This is a genomic window from Pseudarthrobacter sp. MDT1-56 (assembly GCF_059383555.1).
Genome location: NZ_JBWZCK010000004.1, coordinates 108527 through 124013, shown reverse-complemented (window position 1 = coordinate 124013; position 15487 = coordinate 108527). Strand labels below are relative to the sequence as shown.

At 61.1% G+C, this 15487-nt stretch carries 13 protein-coding genes; 4 read left to right on the top strand and 9 right to left on the bottom strand.

The window, feature by feature from the left end:
* Positions 1-76: 76 nt before the first annotated feature.
* Complete coding sequence (gene trxB, locus AC50YC_RS07260; protein WP_494952882.1) at positions 77-1033, top strand: thioredoxin-disulfide reductase; 957 nt, start codon at positions 77-79, stop codon at positions 1031-1033.
* A 37-nt stretch (positions 1034-1070) separates the two neighbouring features.
* Entirely contained in the window at positions 1071-1397 is a 327-nt protein-coding gene (gene trxA / locus AC50YC_RS07255; protein ID WP_354171441.1) for a thioredoxin, read from the top strand.
* 2830 nt (positions 1398-4227) lie between these two features.
* On the opposite strand, the gene AC50YC_RS07250 is transcribed toward trxA, so the two are convergent.
* From AC50YC_RS07250 to rpmH, 9 genes are all read right to left on the bottom strand, one after another.
* Positions 4228-4389, bottom strand: a complete 162-nt coding sequence (locus tag AC50YC_RS07250; protein WP_494952881.1) for a hypothetical protein — start codon at positions 4387-4389, stop codon at positions 4228-4230.
* Between the two features lie 1802 nt (positions 4390-6191).
* Positions 6192-7418 (bottom strand): ParB/RepB/Spo0J family partition protein, encoded by a 1227-nt coding sequence (locus AC50YC_RS07245; RefSeq protein WP_494952880.1) that lies wholly within the window; start codon positions 7416-7418, stop codon positions 6192-6194.
* A 68-nt stretch (positions 7419-7486) separates the two neighbouring features.
* A complete protein-coding gene (locus AC50YC_RS07240; RefSeq protein ID WP_494952879.1) occupies positions 7487-8554 on the bottom strand; it encodes a ParA family protein in 1068 nt (355 codons plus the stop codon).
* Between the two features lie 86 nt (positions 8555-8640).
* Entirely contained in the window at positions 8641-9291 is a 651-nt protein-coding gene (gene rsmG / locus AC50YC_RS07235) for a 16S rRNA (guanine(527)-N(7))-methyltransferase RsmG (RefSeq protein ID WP_494952878.1), read from the bottom strand.
* Positions 9292-9308: 17 nt separating this feature from the next.
* Positions 9309-9926, bottom strand: a complete 618-nt coding sequence (locus AC50YC_RS07230; RefSeq protein WP_494952877.1) for a Jag family protein — start codon at positions 9924-9926, stop codon at positions 9309-9311.
* Entirely contained in the window at positions 9926-10906 is a 981-nt protein-coding gene (gene yidC, locus AC50YC_RS07225; RefSeq protein WP_354171449.1) for a membrane protein insertase YidC, read from the bottom strand. Before yidC ends, AC50YC_RS07230 begins: the two co-directional genes overlap by 1 nt.
* Before the next feature lie 16 nt (positions 10907-10922).
* A complete protein-coding gene (gene yidD, locus AC50YC_RS07220; protein WP_494952876.1) occupies positions 10923-11318 on the bottom strand; it encodes a membrane protein insertion efficiency factor YidD in 396 nt (131 codons plus the stop codon).
* Positions 11311-11721, bottom strand: a complete 411-nt coding sequence (gene rnpA, locus AC50YC_RS07215; protein ID WP_494952875.1) for a ribonuclease P protein component — start codon at positions 11719-11721, stop codon at positions 11311-11313. Before rnpA ends, yidD begins: the two co-directional genes overlap by 8 nt.
* 41 nt (positions 11722-11762) lie before the next feature.
* Positions 11763-11900, bottom strand: coding sequence for a 50S ribosomal protein L34 (gene rpmH, locus AC50YC_RS07210; protein ID WP_003800212.1), 138 nt, complete (start codon positions 11898-11900; stop codon positions 11763-11765).
* Between the two features lie 463 nt (positions 11901-12363).
* Between rpmH and dnaA the strand changes: the two genes are divergently transcribed.
* Both dnaA and dnaN read left to right on the top strand, forming a co-directional pair.
* Entirely contained in the window at positions 12364-13785 is a 1422-nt protein-coding gene (gene dnaA / locus AC50YC_RS07205; RefSeq protein ID WP_494952874.1) for a chromosomal replication initiator protein DnaA, read from the top strand.
* A gap of 533 nt (positions 13786-14318) precedes the next feature.
* Positions 14319-15443: a DNA polymerase III subunit beta gene (gene dnaN, locus AC50YC_RS07200; protein ID WP_494952873.1), complete on the top strand. Its 1125-nt coding sequence runs from the start codon at positions 14319-14321 to the stop codon at positions 15441-15443.
* Positions 15444-15487: the final 44 nt, after the last annotated feature.

Sequence of the window (15487 nt, the reverse complement as noted above, 5' to 3'; positions counted from 1 at the left end):
AGCACCAAGTGGCAGTTGTGCCATGTGGCCGGCCATCCAGGCGGGCGCATCGACAAAGGAAGAGGTTCACCGTTCAGTGAGCAACGCAGAAAACACCGCGTCCGACGTACGTGATGTCATCATCGTAGGCTCCGGCCCCGCGGGCTACACCGCCGCGGTGTACACGGCCCGCGCCAACCTGAAGCCGCTGCTCCTTGCCGGATCAGTCACCGCCGGCGGCGAGCTGATGAACACGACCGACGTCGAGAACTACCCGGGTTTCCCGGACGGCATCATGGGTCCGGACCTGATGGAAAACTTCGAGAAGCAGGCTGCCCGATTCGGCACTGAAATCCAGTTTGAGGACGTTACCGAACTGGATCTCGACGGCGACATCAAGACCGTGACCATCGGCTCCGGAGAGACTTTCCAGGCCCGATCCATCATTCTGTCCACTGGTTCGGCCTACCGTGAGCTCGGCCTGCCGAACGAGAAGCGCCTCTCCGGTCACGGCGTCAGCTGGTGCGCAACCTGCGACGGTTTCTTCTTCAAGGACCAGGCCATTGCAGTGATTGGCGGTGGTGACTCCGCTATGGAAGAGGCACTGTTCCTGACCAAATTCGCTAAGTCAGTCACCGTGGTCCACCGCCGCGACACCCTGCGAGCCTCCAAGATCATGGCCGACCGTGCCTTGGCCCACGAGAAAATCAACTTTGTCTGGAACACCGGCGTCGAGGATGTTCTCGGCCAGGACAAGGTCACTGGACTTCGATTGAAGAACCTCGTGGACGGCACCGAGACAGAGCTCGCCGTTACGGGCGTCTTCGTGGCAATTGGCAACGATCCGCGTACCGATCTCGTCAAGGGCAAGCTCGACCTGACCCCTGAGGGCACCATTGCCGTCGAAGGCCGCACGTCGAAGACCAGCATCAAGGGTGTCTTCGCCGCCGGAGACGTCATTGATCCGACTTACCGCCAGGCCATCACGGCCTCGGGATCCGGCTGCGTAGCCGCTCTCGACGTCGAGCACTACATCGCCGACTTCCACGCCTAATCGGCGCGCACCAACCAACCGAAGAGAGACAGGGAATATGAGCAACGCAAAAGACGTAACGGACGCTAGTTTCAGCACCGATGTACTGGCTTCTTCCAAACCGGTCATCGTGGACTTCTGGGCCGAGTGGTGCGGGCCGTGCCGCAAGCTCGGGCCGATCCTCGACGAGATCTCCGTGGAGTACAGCGAGAAGGTGGACGTCGTCAAGGTAAACGTAGATGACAACCCGGCAATCGCAGCGCAGTACGGCATCACGTCCATTCCCGCCGTCTACCTGTTCCAGGACGGGGAAGTGAAGGGTACCGTCATCGGCGCCCGCCCCAAGCAGTTCTTCGAAAAGGAATTCGCGGACGTTCTGTCCTAGCTCCGGCATAGTCTGCGCCCCGCGCAGACCACACGCCCAAGTGGCCTCACTTCCGTTCCCGGATGTGAGGCCACTTTTTTGTACAGCGGAGTGTGGGTGGCCGCGCCGCGTACAGATCGTTAAGCGGGACTGCGACGAAGTGTGAGGCTGTCAGATAGACAACCAAAAGGGGTTGAACCCATTCTCTTGATTCTGCAGTTCGGGTGTATTTGCATCACATAATACTGGGCCCTCACGCGGTAGGGGGATTCCTGCAGCCAGATGCCGATCGGCCGCCATGCCCAACCAGCAGTCCGGGTTTCACGTGAAACAAGCTGCGGCGCCGCGAATCAATCAACTTGGGAAACCTCGCGCTGCCGGATTGGGTGAGAGGCGCTTAGTCCTTGGACTTCTCACATGGGAAGGCCGGAGACTTTCGGGGGGCGGTATTCGTGCCTTGCTCTCACTCAACCACACCAGAACTGCATCAGCGCCAGGCTCCCTGCAGGGAAATTCTCAAAATGACACTTTCAGCGGCCGATAGAGAAGGTCGGTCCACGTTAGGTGACGGCTCTGACCATACCCGGATAGGGGGTACGGCCACAGCCTCTTCTGCGGCAATCACGGCCGACCTCCGATTCCGGTAGCCCCTCGCCACGTGGCCATGGAAGATTCGATGAAAGAAATACCGTGGTTGGCTGACTGCCTGCCGGCGCTGCTCATGCGACGAATGGTCGAAGATAGATTCTTGGCGCGACAGATCACCAACACGGTGCAGAGGCTCGGGGCCGGTCAAAGATGCGCCGCAGGCCGTTGGGTTGCAGCTATTGATCTTGTTTCACGTGAAACATCGACGATCCCGCCCACGGATATGTCGTGGGTAAGCGGGCCAGGGGGCCGAAGGGCCTTCTCTTTGTGCGGAACTGTCGCCTGGTCACATGTAAACAGCTGTTTCGAGTGAAACAGAAGTTCCATCCCCATGCTCTCGCCCGCATTCATCCGCCCGCATTCATCTGGACCAACGCGACGACCCCCACAGCTGACCAGCGGAGACATTGAGGCGGTCTTGTTTCACGTGAAACATGTCCCGAACCCACCAAGGACGCGGGTTGGCCGTCCGAATTCACTGCGCGGTCGGTAAGGATGGGTACGTGGCGACGTGCAGCGGGTGAGGGATAGTGAAGTGTAGATTTGATATTTCACTCTCGCCTACCGTTGGGCTCGGGCGACTGGGCAATAGCGGTGGCTAGCTCAATCGGCGGTTTCTGTTGTAGCTGTAATGAAGCGCTCGAACCGAATGCTTATTCCGAGTCTCCTAATGCTGAGGCGCGGACCTACGGCTGCAGCGGATTGCAGGGGAGCGGATCTATGGCTATATCCCGACCGCTACGCACTAGACGGCCACCGGGACTGCGGAGGCAATATCATTGCACCCCCGTGGGTGTTTCACGTGAACATGGTCGAGGAAACTGCACATTACCTCAGGTGTTTCACGTGAAACAGTATTAGTACTGCCGCACGGGGGCGCCGCACGTGCGCTCGTTACCCCAGGCGGAGCACCGGGGCCTTATAGCGCCCCAACGCTTCCTGGAGGGAGCACGCATCCGGCTACCGGCCTACGTGGCATCGGCGGCCCCCTCCACCGATCGCACCGGTATCGCAATAGGGGCTACGGCAGCGTCAACCCTGAGGCATCTTGGCTTGGTTCCGCTCGCGAATATCCGGGCTCTGGATAGGTATTGGCCAATAGGTAGTAAATCCAGCTACCAGTATCAAATATCCTGCTGACTCAGGTAGCCACGCCCTTCATGAACCACCACAGTTGATGTGCCACCCGCCGGATAGCCAAAGCGCTGACATCGGGCCACAGCCACCGGAGACCATGGCCCGCGATTCCACTCAGCCCATCCCGGCAAGCACACTCCGGAGACTCCAAACACCGTGCAAGGGCGGTGAGAGCAGCTCGGCAGAAAAGTTACGCACACTCAGATGAATCATATTTCTCGAGCCCGGGCACAAGAACATGGCTGCCTCGGAGTTGGGTATCCTCGTGGTCTTGATGAAATGCAGCGTGGCAAAGACCGCCGTACGTCCAGACCTTCCGTCGCTGGTCAACGCGGCAGGCCCTGAGAGGGTCAAGCCGGACGCCAGAGCCCTCAGCACGGGGGTGTGCACATGACAAGTGCAGCCCTCTTCCCACCCATCAGCGAGCAACGCGCGCTCTGTCTTCTCGGTCGGGCTCTGAGCGAGCAAATCTGCGCCCCTCTCCCTCGGGCGCAGGTGAGGGCCCAAGATTCCGTCAGCGGCCGTCGGCGCTTTCAGATACACGAATTGGAAAGCCCCCTGGTCGGCCTGACACGGGCATAAGACGTCTGCGAAGGCGTGCCCCAGCAACGGGGCTTTGTGTCGCCCCCGGGCAACTTGATAGGCAGGGCAAGCATACGTGGAAGACGGGTCGGCGACGTTGCCCTCCCATGGCCTTGCGTAGTGGTGCGGAGCCGGCCAGTTGGCCACTGGTGCTACCCCGCGAAAAGGTGCCGGATGTCCGCCCTCATCATCTTCTCGGGGTCAGAGGAACGGATACCCACAAGTTTCTCCACAGATGTTATGCACATAGTTATCCACAGGACGCCGGGCTTTTGTCACAGCGTTTTACGGCGGTTCATCGCGGCGGTGGACGGGCCTGGTCGTTCCCCCCTTCCGGACGCTCGTTCCGATACGATACGGGCCGTCGGCAGAGCGTCCCGCACATCATTGATCCGCCACTAAGCAGCCGATAAATATCGCTTAAGATCATGAAAAATTAACCAACAGCGGGCGATTTAGGAAGCACAGCCAGGCGTGAATCAGATCACGGCTCAGGCGCCGGAATTGTTTCACGTGAAACGGTGCAGTCCTCGATGGCCGACAGAGCCGCTATCACGTCCACATGGCCTCCCCCTGCCCGCTTATGGGCATCGAGCTGTGATTTGCGATGCAGATAATCCACAAAGTTATCCACAGCGATATCCACCGAACTATCCACTGCTTACAACAGAGGTTCAGGCCGTTCCTCCATAGCCGGCAGGGTGCCCTGGGTTACCACCTCTGCAATCACCTCCTCCCTCGGGGCAGCGACTGAGTACCGTCCCGCAACCCACACCACGTCGTCGGCATCCCCGGCGCGAACGAGTCCGGCAGTAATACCAACCCCCGCAAACCCCGTACGTCCAGGGAGATGACCGGAAATCCAATGGAGCCGACCCAGGGTGGCCGCGAAATCCGCCAGCCGGTTCGGAATGTTCTCCGGGGGAGGAGCGGCGGTGCGGGCGCCCAGTGCATAACCAGTGACTGCCCCTTGTCGAGAGCTGTCCTCCCAATCAGAATCCCATCTCTCCGGTGACCCCGCCCCGCTAGGGCCGATGCAGAGTCTCATATGATTCCGGTGCGACACCCTCAGTACGACTTTGTGCCAGGAGGCCTTACGGGGGCCGGGTAGCACTTAGCCATCACAGCCTGGGCGGGCGACGGTCTGTGACACCTCTACGGGCATGCTGATGTTGTCTGTGGCAGTACCCGACGGGAGGGGTCCCCGTCCATACCAAAGGACTATAGCGCTGCGGTGCCGGCCGGTGGCCCCCTGGGGAACACCGACGGCTTTGGAACGCCCAGACCAGCGAGACGTCGACCAGTTGGTTGATCCACCACGCCCGCTGGACTCGCAGCACAGCCGGCCAGCGTCCTTGTCCTGCCTTTGCCCGCCCTGGCCTGCTCGGGGAAGGTCTCAGTCTCCTAAGACGGCCCAAAGGCTCAGAGGTGCCCACAGCGGCGCTGGCAGCCACTGGGGGAGCCTCGGTCCTCTCGTGCCCTCGAAAGGCTCGAAAGCGCGCCATAGCGGTGCCGGAGGCCTCTCGAGGTGCGTCGCCGCTGCTGCGCCACGTGGGCCCTACTCAAGGCCCCTTTGATCCTCCCGAGCCTTCCAGTCCGCTAAGCAGAGTCCACCAGGCCGTCCGACGCGCCCCGTAATCCACAGTCACCACCGTCGATGTTTCACGTGAAACCTCCCCACGCGCCCGCAAGGCACTCTGGAAGGTGCTTCACTGCGAACGTGGGGTGGCGATCGCGGCGCATGACGTGTACACATACCTACCGGAGAACTCCATGTTTCACGTGAAACGTCGGGTGTCCTGGTCCTCCTCTGCCCACATAAGGTGCCGGTAAAAGCTGCATTGCGGAACTTTGCCGAGCCGAGAAGTTCGTTGGTGGGGTTCCGCGGTCAGTTCGGAGTGCTCCTGCCCCCATTTTCGCTACGGTCACGGGGGATTGGATGGACCGCCAGTGGGTTCCCATATGCATTGTTCTGAAGTGCGTACACGCAGCGCTTCCGGCATTGACCCCTTGGAAAGCTGCACCGTGTCGGCTCCACCTGCATTGCCTGGTTTGCCTCAAGGTCTGCTTCTGTTGCCTCCACCTGTTCTGCTTGTCCGATCACGGCTTGCGGTTGGGTATCAGACAAACCCAACATCACCATTAACAGTTCCGGTACAGCTACCGTGCGGGCAATTCCAGGGGTGACTGCGGGGTCGGGTCCGTGCCGTACACGCCTTTGAGATCTCTTCGGGGGTTACCTCAGCGGCTAAAGCCTGAATCCTTTAGGGGGAACCACCTTCCCGCCCGGAAGACACTGGGCCCACTGCGTTGCCGGGCACTTTCCCGGCCCACTTGCCTCAGGCCCAGGCGTACCGAATAACACACCCACGGCTGGCGAGAAGTTACCGAAAACAAAAAAGGGACCTGTTTCACGTGAAACAGGTCCCTTTAATGAGACTGTGTGGGCTAGCCGGAAGCCCCGGGTGACAGGACATCCATGATTCGGTTAAGGTCCTCGACACTTGCGAATTCGATACTGACGCGTCCCTTGCGTGCACCAAGGGAAATCTTGACGTTGGTATCTAGCCGGTCCGAGAGCGAAGAAGCCAGGTAGTCCAAGCGCTCGTGCCTCGCACCCGGACGGGGAATGTTGTTTTTCGGTGCCGCCGACGGGTTCTGGTAGAGCGTGACGGCCTCTTCGGTCGCACGTACGGACATTCCCTCCGCGACGATCTTCTGGGCCAGGCGTTCCATCGCGGCGGCATCCGGAAGAGCCAGGAGTGCCCGGGCGTGTCCGGCAGAGATGACGCTGGCCGCGACGCGGCGCTGAACCAACGGCGGCAGCTTGAGCAGCCGGAGCGTATTCGATACCTGGGGGCGCGAACGTCCAATACGGTCGGCCAGTTGTTCATGGGTAGTGCCGAAGTCCTCCAGCAGCTGCTGGTATGCGGCGGCCTCTTCGAGGGGATTCAGCTGGCTCCGGTGCAGGTTTTCCAGCAGGGCGTCGCGGAGCAGGTCGTCATCCGTAGTATCCCGGACGATGGCGGGGATGGTTTCAAGGCCCGCGGCCTGTACTGCCCTCCAACGACGCTCACCCATGACGAGCTCGTAGGGTTCTCCACCTTCTTCAGTTGAAGTGCGGACAACAATTGGCTGGAGGACACCAATTTCTCGAACTGAGTGAACCAGCTCCGCCATGTCGTCCTCATCGAAGACAGAGCGCGGTTGCTTGCGGTTGGGGTGAATGTCGGTGACCAGGATTTCCGCGAAACGGACACCAGGTACCTCGACTAGTTCCACACCCTGATCCTCAGCCGACGGAAGTGAAGTTTCGACGGTCGATTTCTCGGCGGCAGGGGTAACTGCTGCGGCCGGTACCTCACCCTTGGCTGCAGGTGTCTTCCGCGCCGGGGCCTTCTTGGTCTCGGGGGCGGTCCCCGCATCCGCCACGTCAGAGGGACCAGCCGCAGCTGGCGCCGTGGTGTGCGTCTGCGGTGTGGCAGCGGTTTCCTTTTCGGAGGCTGCGGTGTTCTCCTCCGTAGCTGCTACCTCGGTAGAGGGTGTCCGCTTGCCGGCCTCAGGAAAGAACAGATCCACAGGCCGGGAGGGCGCTGAACCGTTGCCGGCAGCCGCAGCGGAACTTGGAATGAGTGCCCCAAGTCCACGGCCGAGGCCGCGTCGCTTATCGCTCATGGATAAATCCCTCCATTGGAAGAGCCGGGCATCACCGGGCTCTAGTTAGTGCAATTCTTGAAAAGATTCTAACGTTCCGCGATTTCGGCTGCGGCTTCCAGATAGGACAAAGCACCGCTGGATGAGGGATCGTAAGTCATCACGGTTTGCTGGTAGCTGGGTGCTTCAGAAATGCGGACCGAGCGGGGGACCACGGCGCCGAGGACCTGCTCCGGGAAGTGTTCGCGTACCTCGGCTGCCACCTGGGCAGCGAGGTTCGTTCGGCCGTCGTACATGGTCAGGAGGATGGTGGAGACAACCAGATCGGCATTCAGGTGCTTCTGGATCATCTCGATGTTCTTAAGCAGCTGGCTCAGTCCCTCAAGCGCGTAGTACTCGCACTGGATCGGAATGAGAACCTCGCTGGCTGCACAGAACGCGTTGACGGTCAGGAGCCCCAGGCTCGGCGGGCAGTCGATGAAGATGTAGTCCAGCCGCTCCTCACCGTTCTTCGCACGTTCCTTGGCATACACGTCAATGGCACGGCGAAGGCGCTGCTCACGGGCAACGAGGCTGACCAATTCAATCTCGGCGCCGGCCAGGTGGATGGTGGCAGGCGCGCAGATGAGCTTGGCGATGTCCGGGCAGGGCGCCACCACGTCCTGCAACGGGATGTCGTTGATGAGGACGTCATAGATGCTGTCAACGTCGGCGTGGTGTTCAATTCCGAGGGCAGTCGACGCGTTGCCCTGCGGATCGATATCTATGACGAGCACGTTCAGGCCCGCAGCAGCCAGGGCGGCGGCGATGTTGACCGTGGTGGTCGTTTTGCCCACTCCGCCCTTCTGGTTGGAAACGGTGAAGATACGGGTCTTCTCCGGCTTCGGAAGTTCGCGGCCCAGGAGACGTTCCCGGCGTTTGTTCTCATGGGCGAGCTCACGGGCAATGGGGCTGGAGTCATCGATGGAGTCCAGCACGTTCCCGGTGGCGGCAACCGATGTTTCACGTGAAACACGCGGCTTCCCAGTGGTCTTCGCAACCGATGCAGTGCGCTTTACGGAGTAATCATGAGCGACTGCAGGCGCACTGAAGGCCCGTGCGGACCCCAGGGACACAAACGGTGGGATCCGTTGTGTGGAGGCTTCGCTACTGGTCACTGTGACACACTCACTCTCGTTCGGCTTTTTCTGCCGGTTACTAGCCTAACCTCTTACCCTCGGAGTCCGGGGGCACCGGGCTGATGCTAGGAAATCTTTTGAGGCTTATTCACAACGATTCGGACAACGGTTGTGGGTTCTTCGAGGAGGTCCTCGCCCACCAGGACAACGGAGGTCTGGGTACCGCCAAGCTTCCGAATCACCTTGGCGGCTTTTTCGATTTCCTCGCCGGCGCTACGTCCCTTGATCGCCACTACTTCACCTTTACCCGCCAGCAGCGGGATGGTCAGACCGGCGAGGTTGGAGAGTGCGGACACAGCGCGGGCCGTGACTACGTCGGCGTCCACCATGCCGACGGCAAGCTCCGCCCGGGTGCGCATGATCGTAACGTTGTCGAGACCGAGATCGTCCACAACTTCCTGCAGCCAGATAACTCGGCGTTCGAGGGGTTCGATCAGGGTCAGTTCCAGATCCGGCCGGGCGATGGCCAGGCATAGGCCGGGCAGGCCGGCACCGCTCCCGACGTCGGCCACGTGGCTTCCCTCGGCAATCTGGCTCTCGATGACAGCACAGTTCAGCACGTGCCGGCTCCACAGCCGGGGCACCTCGCGGGGACCAATCAGACCCCGTTCCGTCCCGGACGTGGCCAGGTGCTCCACATAGCGCTTGGCCAGGTCCAGCCGGTCCCCAAAGATCTTCTCGGCTGCCTGCAGTTCGGCCGCGGTAATTTCAACCATTAAGCTATCCGGCGGCTTCAGTCTGCGGAAACGACGATGTGGCGGTCAGCGCCTTCGCCCTCGGACTCGCTGATGAGCCCGAGGTCAGCAACGGCGTCGTGCACGATCTTCCGCTCGTAGGCGCTCATCGGCGCCAGAGCCACGGTCGCGCCGGACTCCTTGACGGAAGCGACGGCGTCTTCCGCGATCTTCTGCAGATCCCCGGCACGCTCCGAGCGGTAGCCGTTGATGTCCAGCACCAGCCGGGAACGGTTTTCCGTCGCGGACAGCACCGCGAGCCGGGTCAGTTCCTGCAGGGCTTCGAGGACTTCGCCGTCCTTGCCTACGAGGCTCTCCAGGCCGGCTGCTTCTTCCTCAGCGACGATCGAGATGTAGGTGCGGCCGTTGCGTACTTCAATGTCGATGTCGCCGTCGATGTCGGCTATGTCCAGCAGTTCCTCGAGGTAGTCCGCTGCGACGTCGCCTTCCTCTTCCAGGCGGCTGGCGGAGGTGCCCTTGTCCTCGGAGCCCTCAGATTCTTCGGCGCCAGCGTCTGAGTCAACGTCCTGTTCGGCATCCTGAACTGGGCTCAAGGCGTTGTCCTGCTCGTCAATCGCTTCAGCGGAAATAGCGTGTTCGGTGCTTTCGGCAGACATTACTTCCTCTTCCTGTTCTTACGTTGTGGCTGGACACGCTGGCTCTTGGCTACCAGGGCCGCAGCGGCCGCAGCTTCAGCGGCCTCGGCTTCGGCTTTCTTGGCGCCCGTCAGGGGCAGGGCCGGCAGGCCCTTGGCAGCCCGTCGCTCGGCAAGGGCCTTGGCTGCGGGGGAACCCGGCGTCGGCATGCGGCGGATCACGAAGAACTGCTGCGCCATGGTCCAGAGGTTGGTGGTGGTCCAGTAGATCAGGACACCGATGGGGAAGTTGATGCCACCCACGCCAAAGACGATCGGCAGGACGTAGAGCATCATCTTCTGCTGCTTCATGAACGGGCTGGCCATGGCCTCTTCGGACATGTTCTTGGCCATGATCTGCTTCTGCGTAATGAACTGGGAGGCCGTCATGGCCAGGATCATCACGATCGAGAGAATCCACACCGCGACCACGTTGCCGCCCTCGGGCGTGCCGTGAAGCAGGGTGGCAGAAAGCGGGGCACCGAAGATGCTGGACTCGTCGAACTGCACCACTTGCTCGTGGCTCATTGCTCCGATGCCCTTACCGCTGTTCGCCGCCGTCGTAATGCCTGACAGCACGGTGAAGAGGGCAAAGAAGAACGGCATCTGAATCAGCATGGGAAGGCAGGCCGAGAACGGATTGGTGCCGTGCTTCTTGTACATGGCCATCTGTTCCTGGGCCATGGCCTGGCGGGACAGCTGGTCGGTCTTGCCCTTGTACTTGTCCTGTAGCTTCTTCAGGTCCGGCTGCAGCAACTGCATGCCGCGCTGGGCTTTGATCTGCTTGACGAACACGGGAATCAGGGCGGCGCGGATCACCAGCACCAGCCCGATGATGGACAGGGTCCACGTCCAGCCGTTGGCGGCGGGCATGCCGATGGCGCTCAGGCCATCGTGGAAGACCACCATGATGGCGGACACAAGCCACTTGAACGGAAACATGATTGTTTCAAAGAAATCCATACGATATCCCTATTCGTTAGGCCGCAGAGCGGCCTTCTCCATCAGTCTGAGCAGCCAGGTACTTGTCCGGATTGTTCAGCACAACAATTGTGGGGGTTCGGTCTGCGGGCCACTCGCATTTACCGGCGGGGACATGGTCCACACCGCCGGCATTCCAGGGATGGCAGCGCACCAGACGCTTGGCCGCGAGCCAGCTTCCCTTGACCGCGCCATGGACCGTGATCGCCTCAAGGGCATAGGCCGAGCAGCTGGGGAAGAAGCGGCAAACCTGGCCGTACAGCGGTGAGATCACCTTGCGGTACGCCAGGAGCAACAGGATGAGGATATTGCGGGGCAAGTTCCAGACTGCCCGGCCCAACCATTCTGCTGCGGATTTTGTAGGAGGGACGACGGCGGCAGTTAAGTTACGCACGCGGGGTCCCTTCCTGTGTTGTCTCGTTAGAAACCGAAGAAGCAGCCTTCGGAAGGCGGCTGCCCAGCCGTTTCATGTTGCTTTCCAAGGCGGCGTCATAGTCTGATCGCAACTGGTCGAAGCTGGCACCCGCCGCGGCGGGCAGGGCCCGCACCACGATCGTGAACCCGCTGCCGTACTGCTGCAATGACAAGGCACCGACTTCTCTCAGTCTCCTCTTAACGAGGTTCCTGACAACAGCGTTCCCAACACTCTTGGAAACGATGAATCCGATCCGGCTTGGTTCATCGGCAGCGAGGGCTGCCGTATATAACACTACGTTCCGGCGTCCATTGCGGACACCGGAACGTACAGTTGTTGAAAAATCGGTTGATGTCCTCAGACGGTTGCGGGTGGCCAGCACCTTTAAACTCGCACAGGGATGTGGACCGACGAGTCAGTTATTTAGGCCGACAGCTCGGTGCGACCCTTGCCACGACGGGCTGCCAGGATGGCACGGCCGGCACGGGTACGCATACGAAGGCGGAAGCCGTGCTTCTTGGCTCGACGGCGGTTATTCGGCTGAAAAGTCCGCTTGCTCACGTTAGTTACTCCAGTGGGATCAAAGGTGCGCCCACCCGATCAAGGGGAAGAACTGGTCGACGCTAAGTTTTGTATGTGCCGCTTCCCTCGACTCGCAAGACGCTGGGCGTCGGGAGAGATTCAAATGAGGCGAAAAGCGTACACATGGGACTTCACAACGTTAGGGCTTGCCGCCCTCCCGAGTCAAACCGGGGGTCGCGCAACGGGCTTTCCACAGTTGTGGCTAACTCCCGCTCCAGCCTGTGGATGAAGTGGGTCACGCACCCCGATTTAGAACTACAACGGTGTGATTATCCACAGGACACAACCCAGCTATCTTCTGGCGTTTTCATCCCCTAGAGTGTCTCAGTAGCCGATTATCCACGGGCTGTGCATAACCCTGTGGATTAAGCCGGGGCCAGCGCACTGGTTCGGGACTTGTGGCTGCAGGTAATGCAGGCAAGCAAGTTTGAGGAACTGATTGATGACAGTAGACGAAGCCAACCAAGCCAACACTGTCGGAAGTTCCTGGCGCCGGGTCGTGAGCCTGCTGGAGAACGATCACCGTGTTTCACCCCGGCAGCGTGGCTTCGTCATCCTCGCCCAGGCCCAGGGCCTGATCGGATCCACCCTGCTGGTGGCCGTACCGAATGAGCTCACCCGCGAGGTACTCCAGACGCAGGTGAAGGAAGCCCTCGACGACGCCCTCCGGAGCGTGTTCTCCGACGAAATCCGTTGCGCGATCGACGTCGATACCGATCTGGTGCCGCTCCACACGGAACCGGAAGCCGCCGTCGAGCTGTCCCTGGCGGCCGATCCGTCAGTGGAACTGAAGCCGCAGCCGATGCTGCCAAGCACCTCCCACGAATTCGGCCGGCTCAATCCGAAGTATGTCTTCGACACCTTCGTGATCGGTTCCTCCAACCGCTTCGCCCATGCCGCGGCTGTCGCCGTGGCCGAAGCGCCGGCCAAGGCCTACAACCCGCTGTTCATCTACGGTGACTCCGGACTCGGCAAGACCCACCTGCTCCACGCGATCGGCCACTATGCCCGACGGCTCTACAGCGGGATCCGGGTCCGGTATGTGAACTCCGAAGAATTCACCAACGACTTCATCAACTCCATCCGTGACGATGAAGGCACCAGCTTCAAGACGACCTACCGCAACGTGGACGTCCTGCTGATCGATGACATCCAGTTCCTCGCCGGCAAGGACCGGACCTTGGAGGAGTTCTTCCACACCTTCAACGCGCTGCACAACAACAACAAGCAGGTGGTCATCACCTCCGACCAGCCGCCCAAGCTGCTCGCCGGTTTCGAGGACCGGATGAAGTCACGGTTCGAGTGGGGCCTGCTGACCGACATCCAGCCGCCGGAACTCGAGACCCGGATCGCGATCCTCCGGAAGAAGGCCCTGAGCGAGGGCCTGTCCGCCCCGGACGACGCCCTGGAGTACATCGCTTCGAAGATCTCCAGCAACATCCGCGAACTCGAGGGCGCGCTGATCCGCGTCACGGCCTTCGCCAGCCTCAACCGCCAGCCGGTCGACGTGGCCCTGGCCGAGATGGTCCTAAAGGACCTCATCACCGATGACGGGGCCCAGGAGATCACCTCCGCGCAGATCCTCACGCAGACCGCGGACTACTTCAAGCTCAGCATGGAAGAACTCTGCAGCAAATCCCGGACCAGGACACTGGTGACCGCCCGGCAGATCGCGATGTACCTGTGCCGGGAACTGACGGACATGTCCCTCCCCAAGATCGGGCAGGAGCTCGGCGGCCGCGACCACACCACGGTCATCCACGCGGACCGCAAGATCCGTGAGCTCATGGCCGAGCGCCGAGTGATCTACAACCAGGTGACCGAGCTGACCAACCGGATCAAGCAGCAGCAGCGTAATTCCTGAGCTGATTCCTGACCTGCCCGGACGCGCACTCTGACCTTATTAACAGGTGCCTGTGGACAAGCCTGTGGATAGTTAAGGGGACAACTGCGGTTAATGGGCTTAAAACCCTTAAGGCGCCTGTGGATCAGCGGAACGGGCAAAAATGTTATCCCCATCCACACCCTGTTTAAAACCTGCTCCGCCCACAGTCCATGAACAGGGCTTAACCGCGGAATCGCGCCGCCAAACAGGGTTATCCACAGTATCCACAGCAGTTATTAACACTACTAATCCCTAGAAAATGAAATTCCCTCAAATAACAACTTCCGTCCGCACCCCGCACACAGCCCAGGACCGTTCCGGACTCCGGCCGGAAACCGGCACCGGGCCGGCCAGGCCGAACCACACGGATGTAACCCGGGGATGGGAGAATCACACTTCTTGCGGCTAAGCTGTCTGCAGTGTGTCCGTCCTGGACATCTTTTGTGATTCCTTGCCGGGCCCCGGGCCCGACCACCAGCGATGACAGCAGCAATGAAAGGCGGCACCCTTCCGTGAAGTTCAGAGTCGAGCGGGACGTCCTGGCAGAAGCCGTGACCTGGGCCGCCCGGTCGTTGTCTCCGCGGCCGCCAGTACCCGTACTTTCCGGCCTGCTCCTCAAAGCTGAAGCCGGTACCGTCAGCCTCTCGAGCTTCGATTACGAGACTTCAGCCAGGCTCGAAATCGCCGCTGACATCACCACCGAAGGCACGATCCTGGTCTCCGGACGCCTGCTTGCCGACATCTGCCGCAGTCTGCCCTCAGCACCGGTCGAGATCCAGACCGACGGAAATAAAGTCACCCTCAGCTGCCGCCGAAGCTGCTTCCACCTGGCCACCATGCCGGAAGCCGAATACCCGCCCCTGCCGGCATTGCCCCCCATCAGCGGCACCGTCCCGGGCGACTCGTTCGCCCAGGCTGTCTCCCAGGTGATCATCGCGGCGAGCAAGGACGATACCCTCCCCATCCTCACCGGCGTGCGGATGGAGATCGAGGACGATCTCATCACCCTGCTGGCCACCGACCGCTACCGGCTGGCCATGCGGGAGGTCCCGTGGAAGCCGGTCACCCCGGGCATCTCCACCAGCGCACTGGTCAAGGCCAAGACGCTTAACGAAGTAGCGAAGACCCTTGGCGGCAGCGGCGACATCAACCTTGCCCTCGCCGAAGATGACAGCAGGCTCATCGGGTTCGAAAGCGGCGGCCGCACCACGACGTCGCTCCTGGTCGACGGGGATTACCCCAAGATCCGCTCACTCTTCCCGGAGTCCACCCCGATCCACGCGACCGTGCAGACCTCCGAACTCGTCGAAGCCGTGCGGCGCGTCTCCCTCGTGGCGGAACGCAACACCCCGGTCCGGCTCGCCTTCACCCAAGGCCAGCTGCACCTCGACGCCGGAACCGGCGAAGACGCGCAGGCCTCGGAAGAACTCGAAGCCCAGCTCACCGGTGACGACATCACCGTGGCCTTCAACCCCCACTACCTGATCGAGGGCCTGAGCGTCATCGAAACCAAGTTCGTGCGCTTCTCCTTCACCAGCGCGCCCAAGCCGGCCATGATCACGGCCCAGAAAGAGGCCGACGGCGAGGACCAGGGCGACTACCGCTACCTGGTCATGCCGGTCCGGCTGCCCAACTAGCTGGCAGCTGGTTCCGCCGTGATCCTCTGGAACGGCTAGACCCT

Excerpts from the sequence above, each read along its gene's own strand:
- trxA (WP_354171441.1), top strand. The coding sequence starts at position 1,071 with ATGAGCAACGCAAAAGACGTAACGGACGCTAGTTTCAGCACCGATGTA.
- rsmG (WP_494952878.1), bottom strand. The coding sequence starts at position 9,291 with ATGGTTGAAATTACCGCGGCCGAACTGCAGGCAGCCGAGAAGATCTTT.
- yidC (WP_354171449.1), bottom strand. The coding sequence starts at position 10,906 with ATGGATTTCTTTGAAACAATCATGTTTCCGTTCAAGTGGCTTGTGTCC.
- dnaA (WP_494952874.1), top strand. The coding sequence starts at position 12,364 with ATGACAGTAGACGAAGCCAACCAAGCCAACACTGTCGGAAGTTCCTGG.
- AC50YC_RS07230 (WP_494952877.1), bottom strand. The coding sequence starts at position 9,926 with ATGTCTGCCGAAAGCACCGAACACGCTATTTCCGCTGAAGCGATTGAC.
- AC50YC_RS07245 (WP_494952880.1), bottom strand. The coding sequence starts at position 7,418 with ATGAGCGATAAGCGACGCGGCCTCGGCCGTGGACTTGGGGCACTCATT.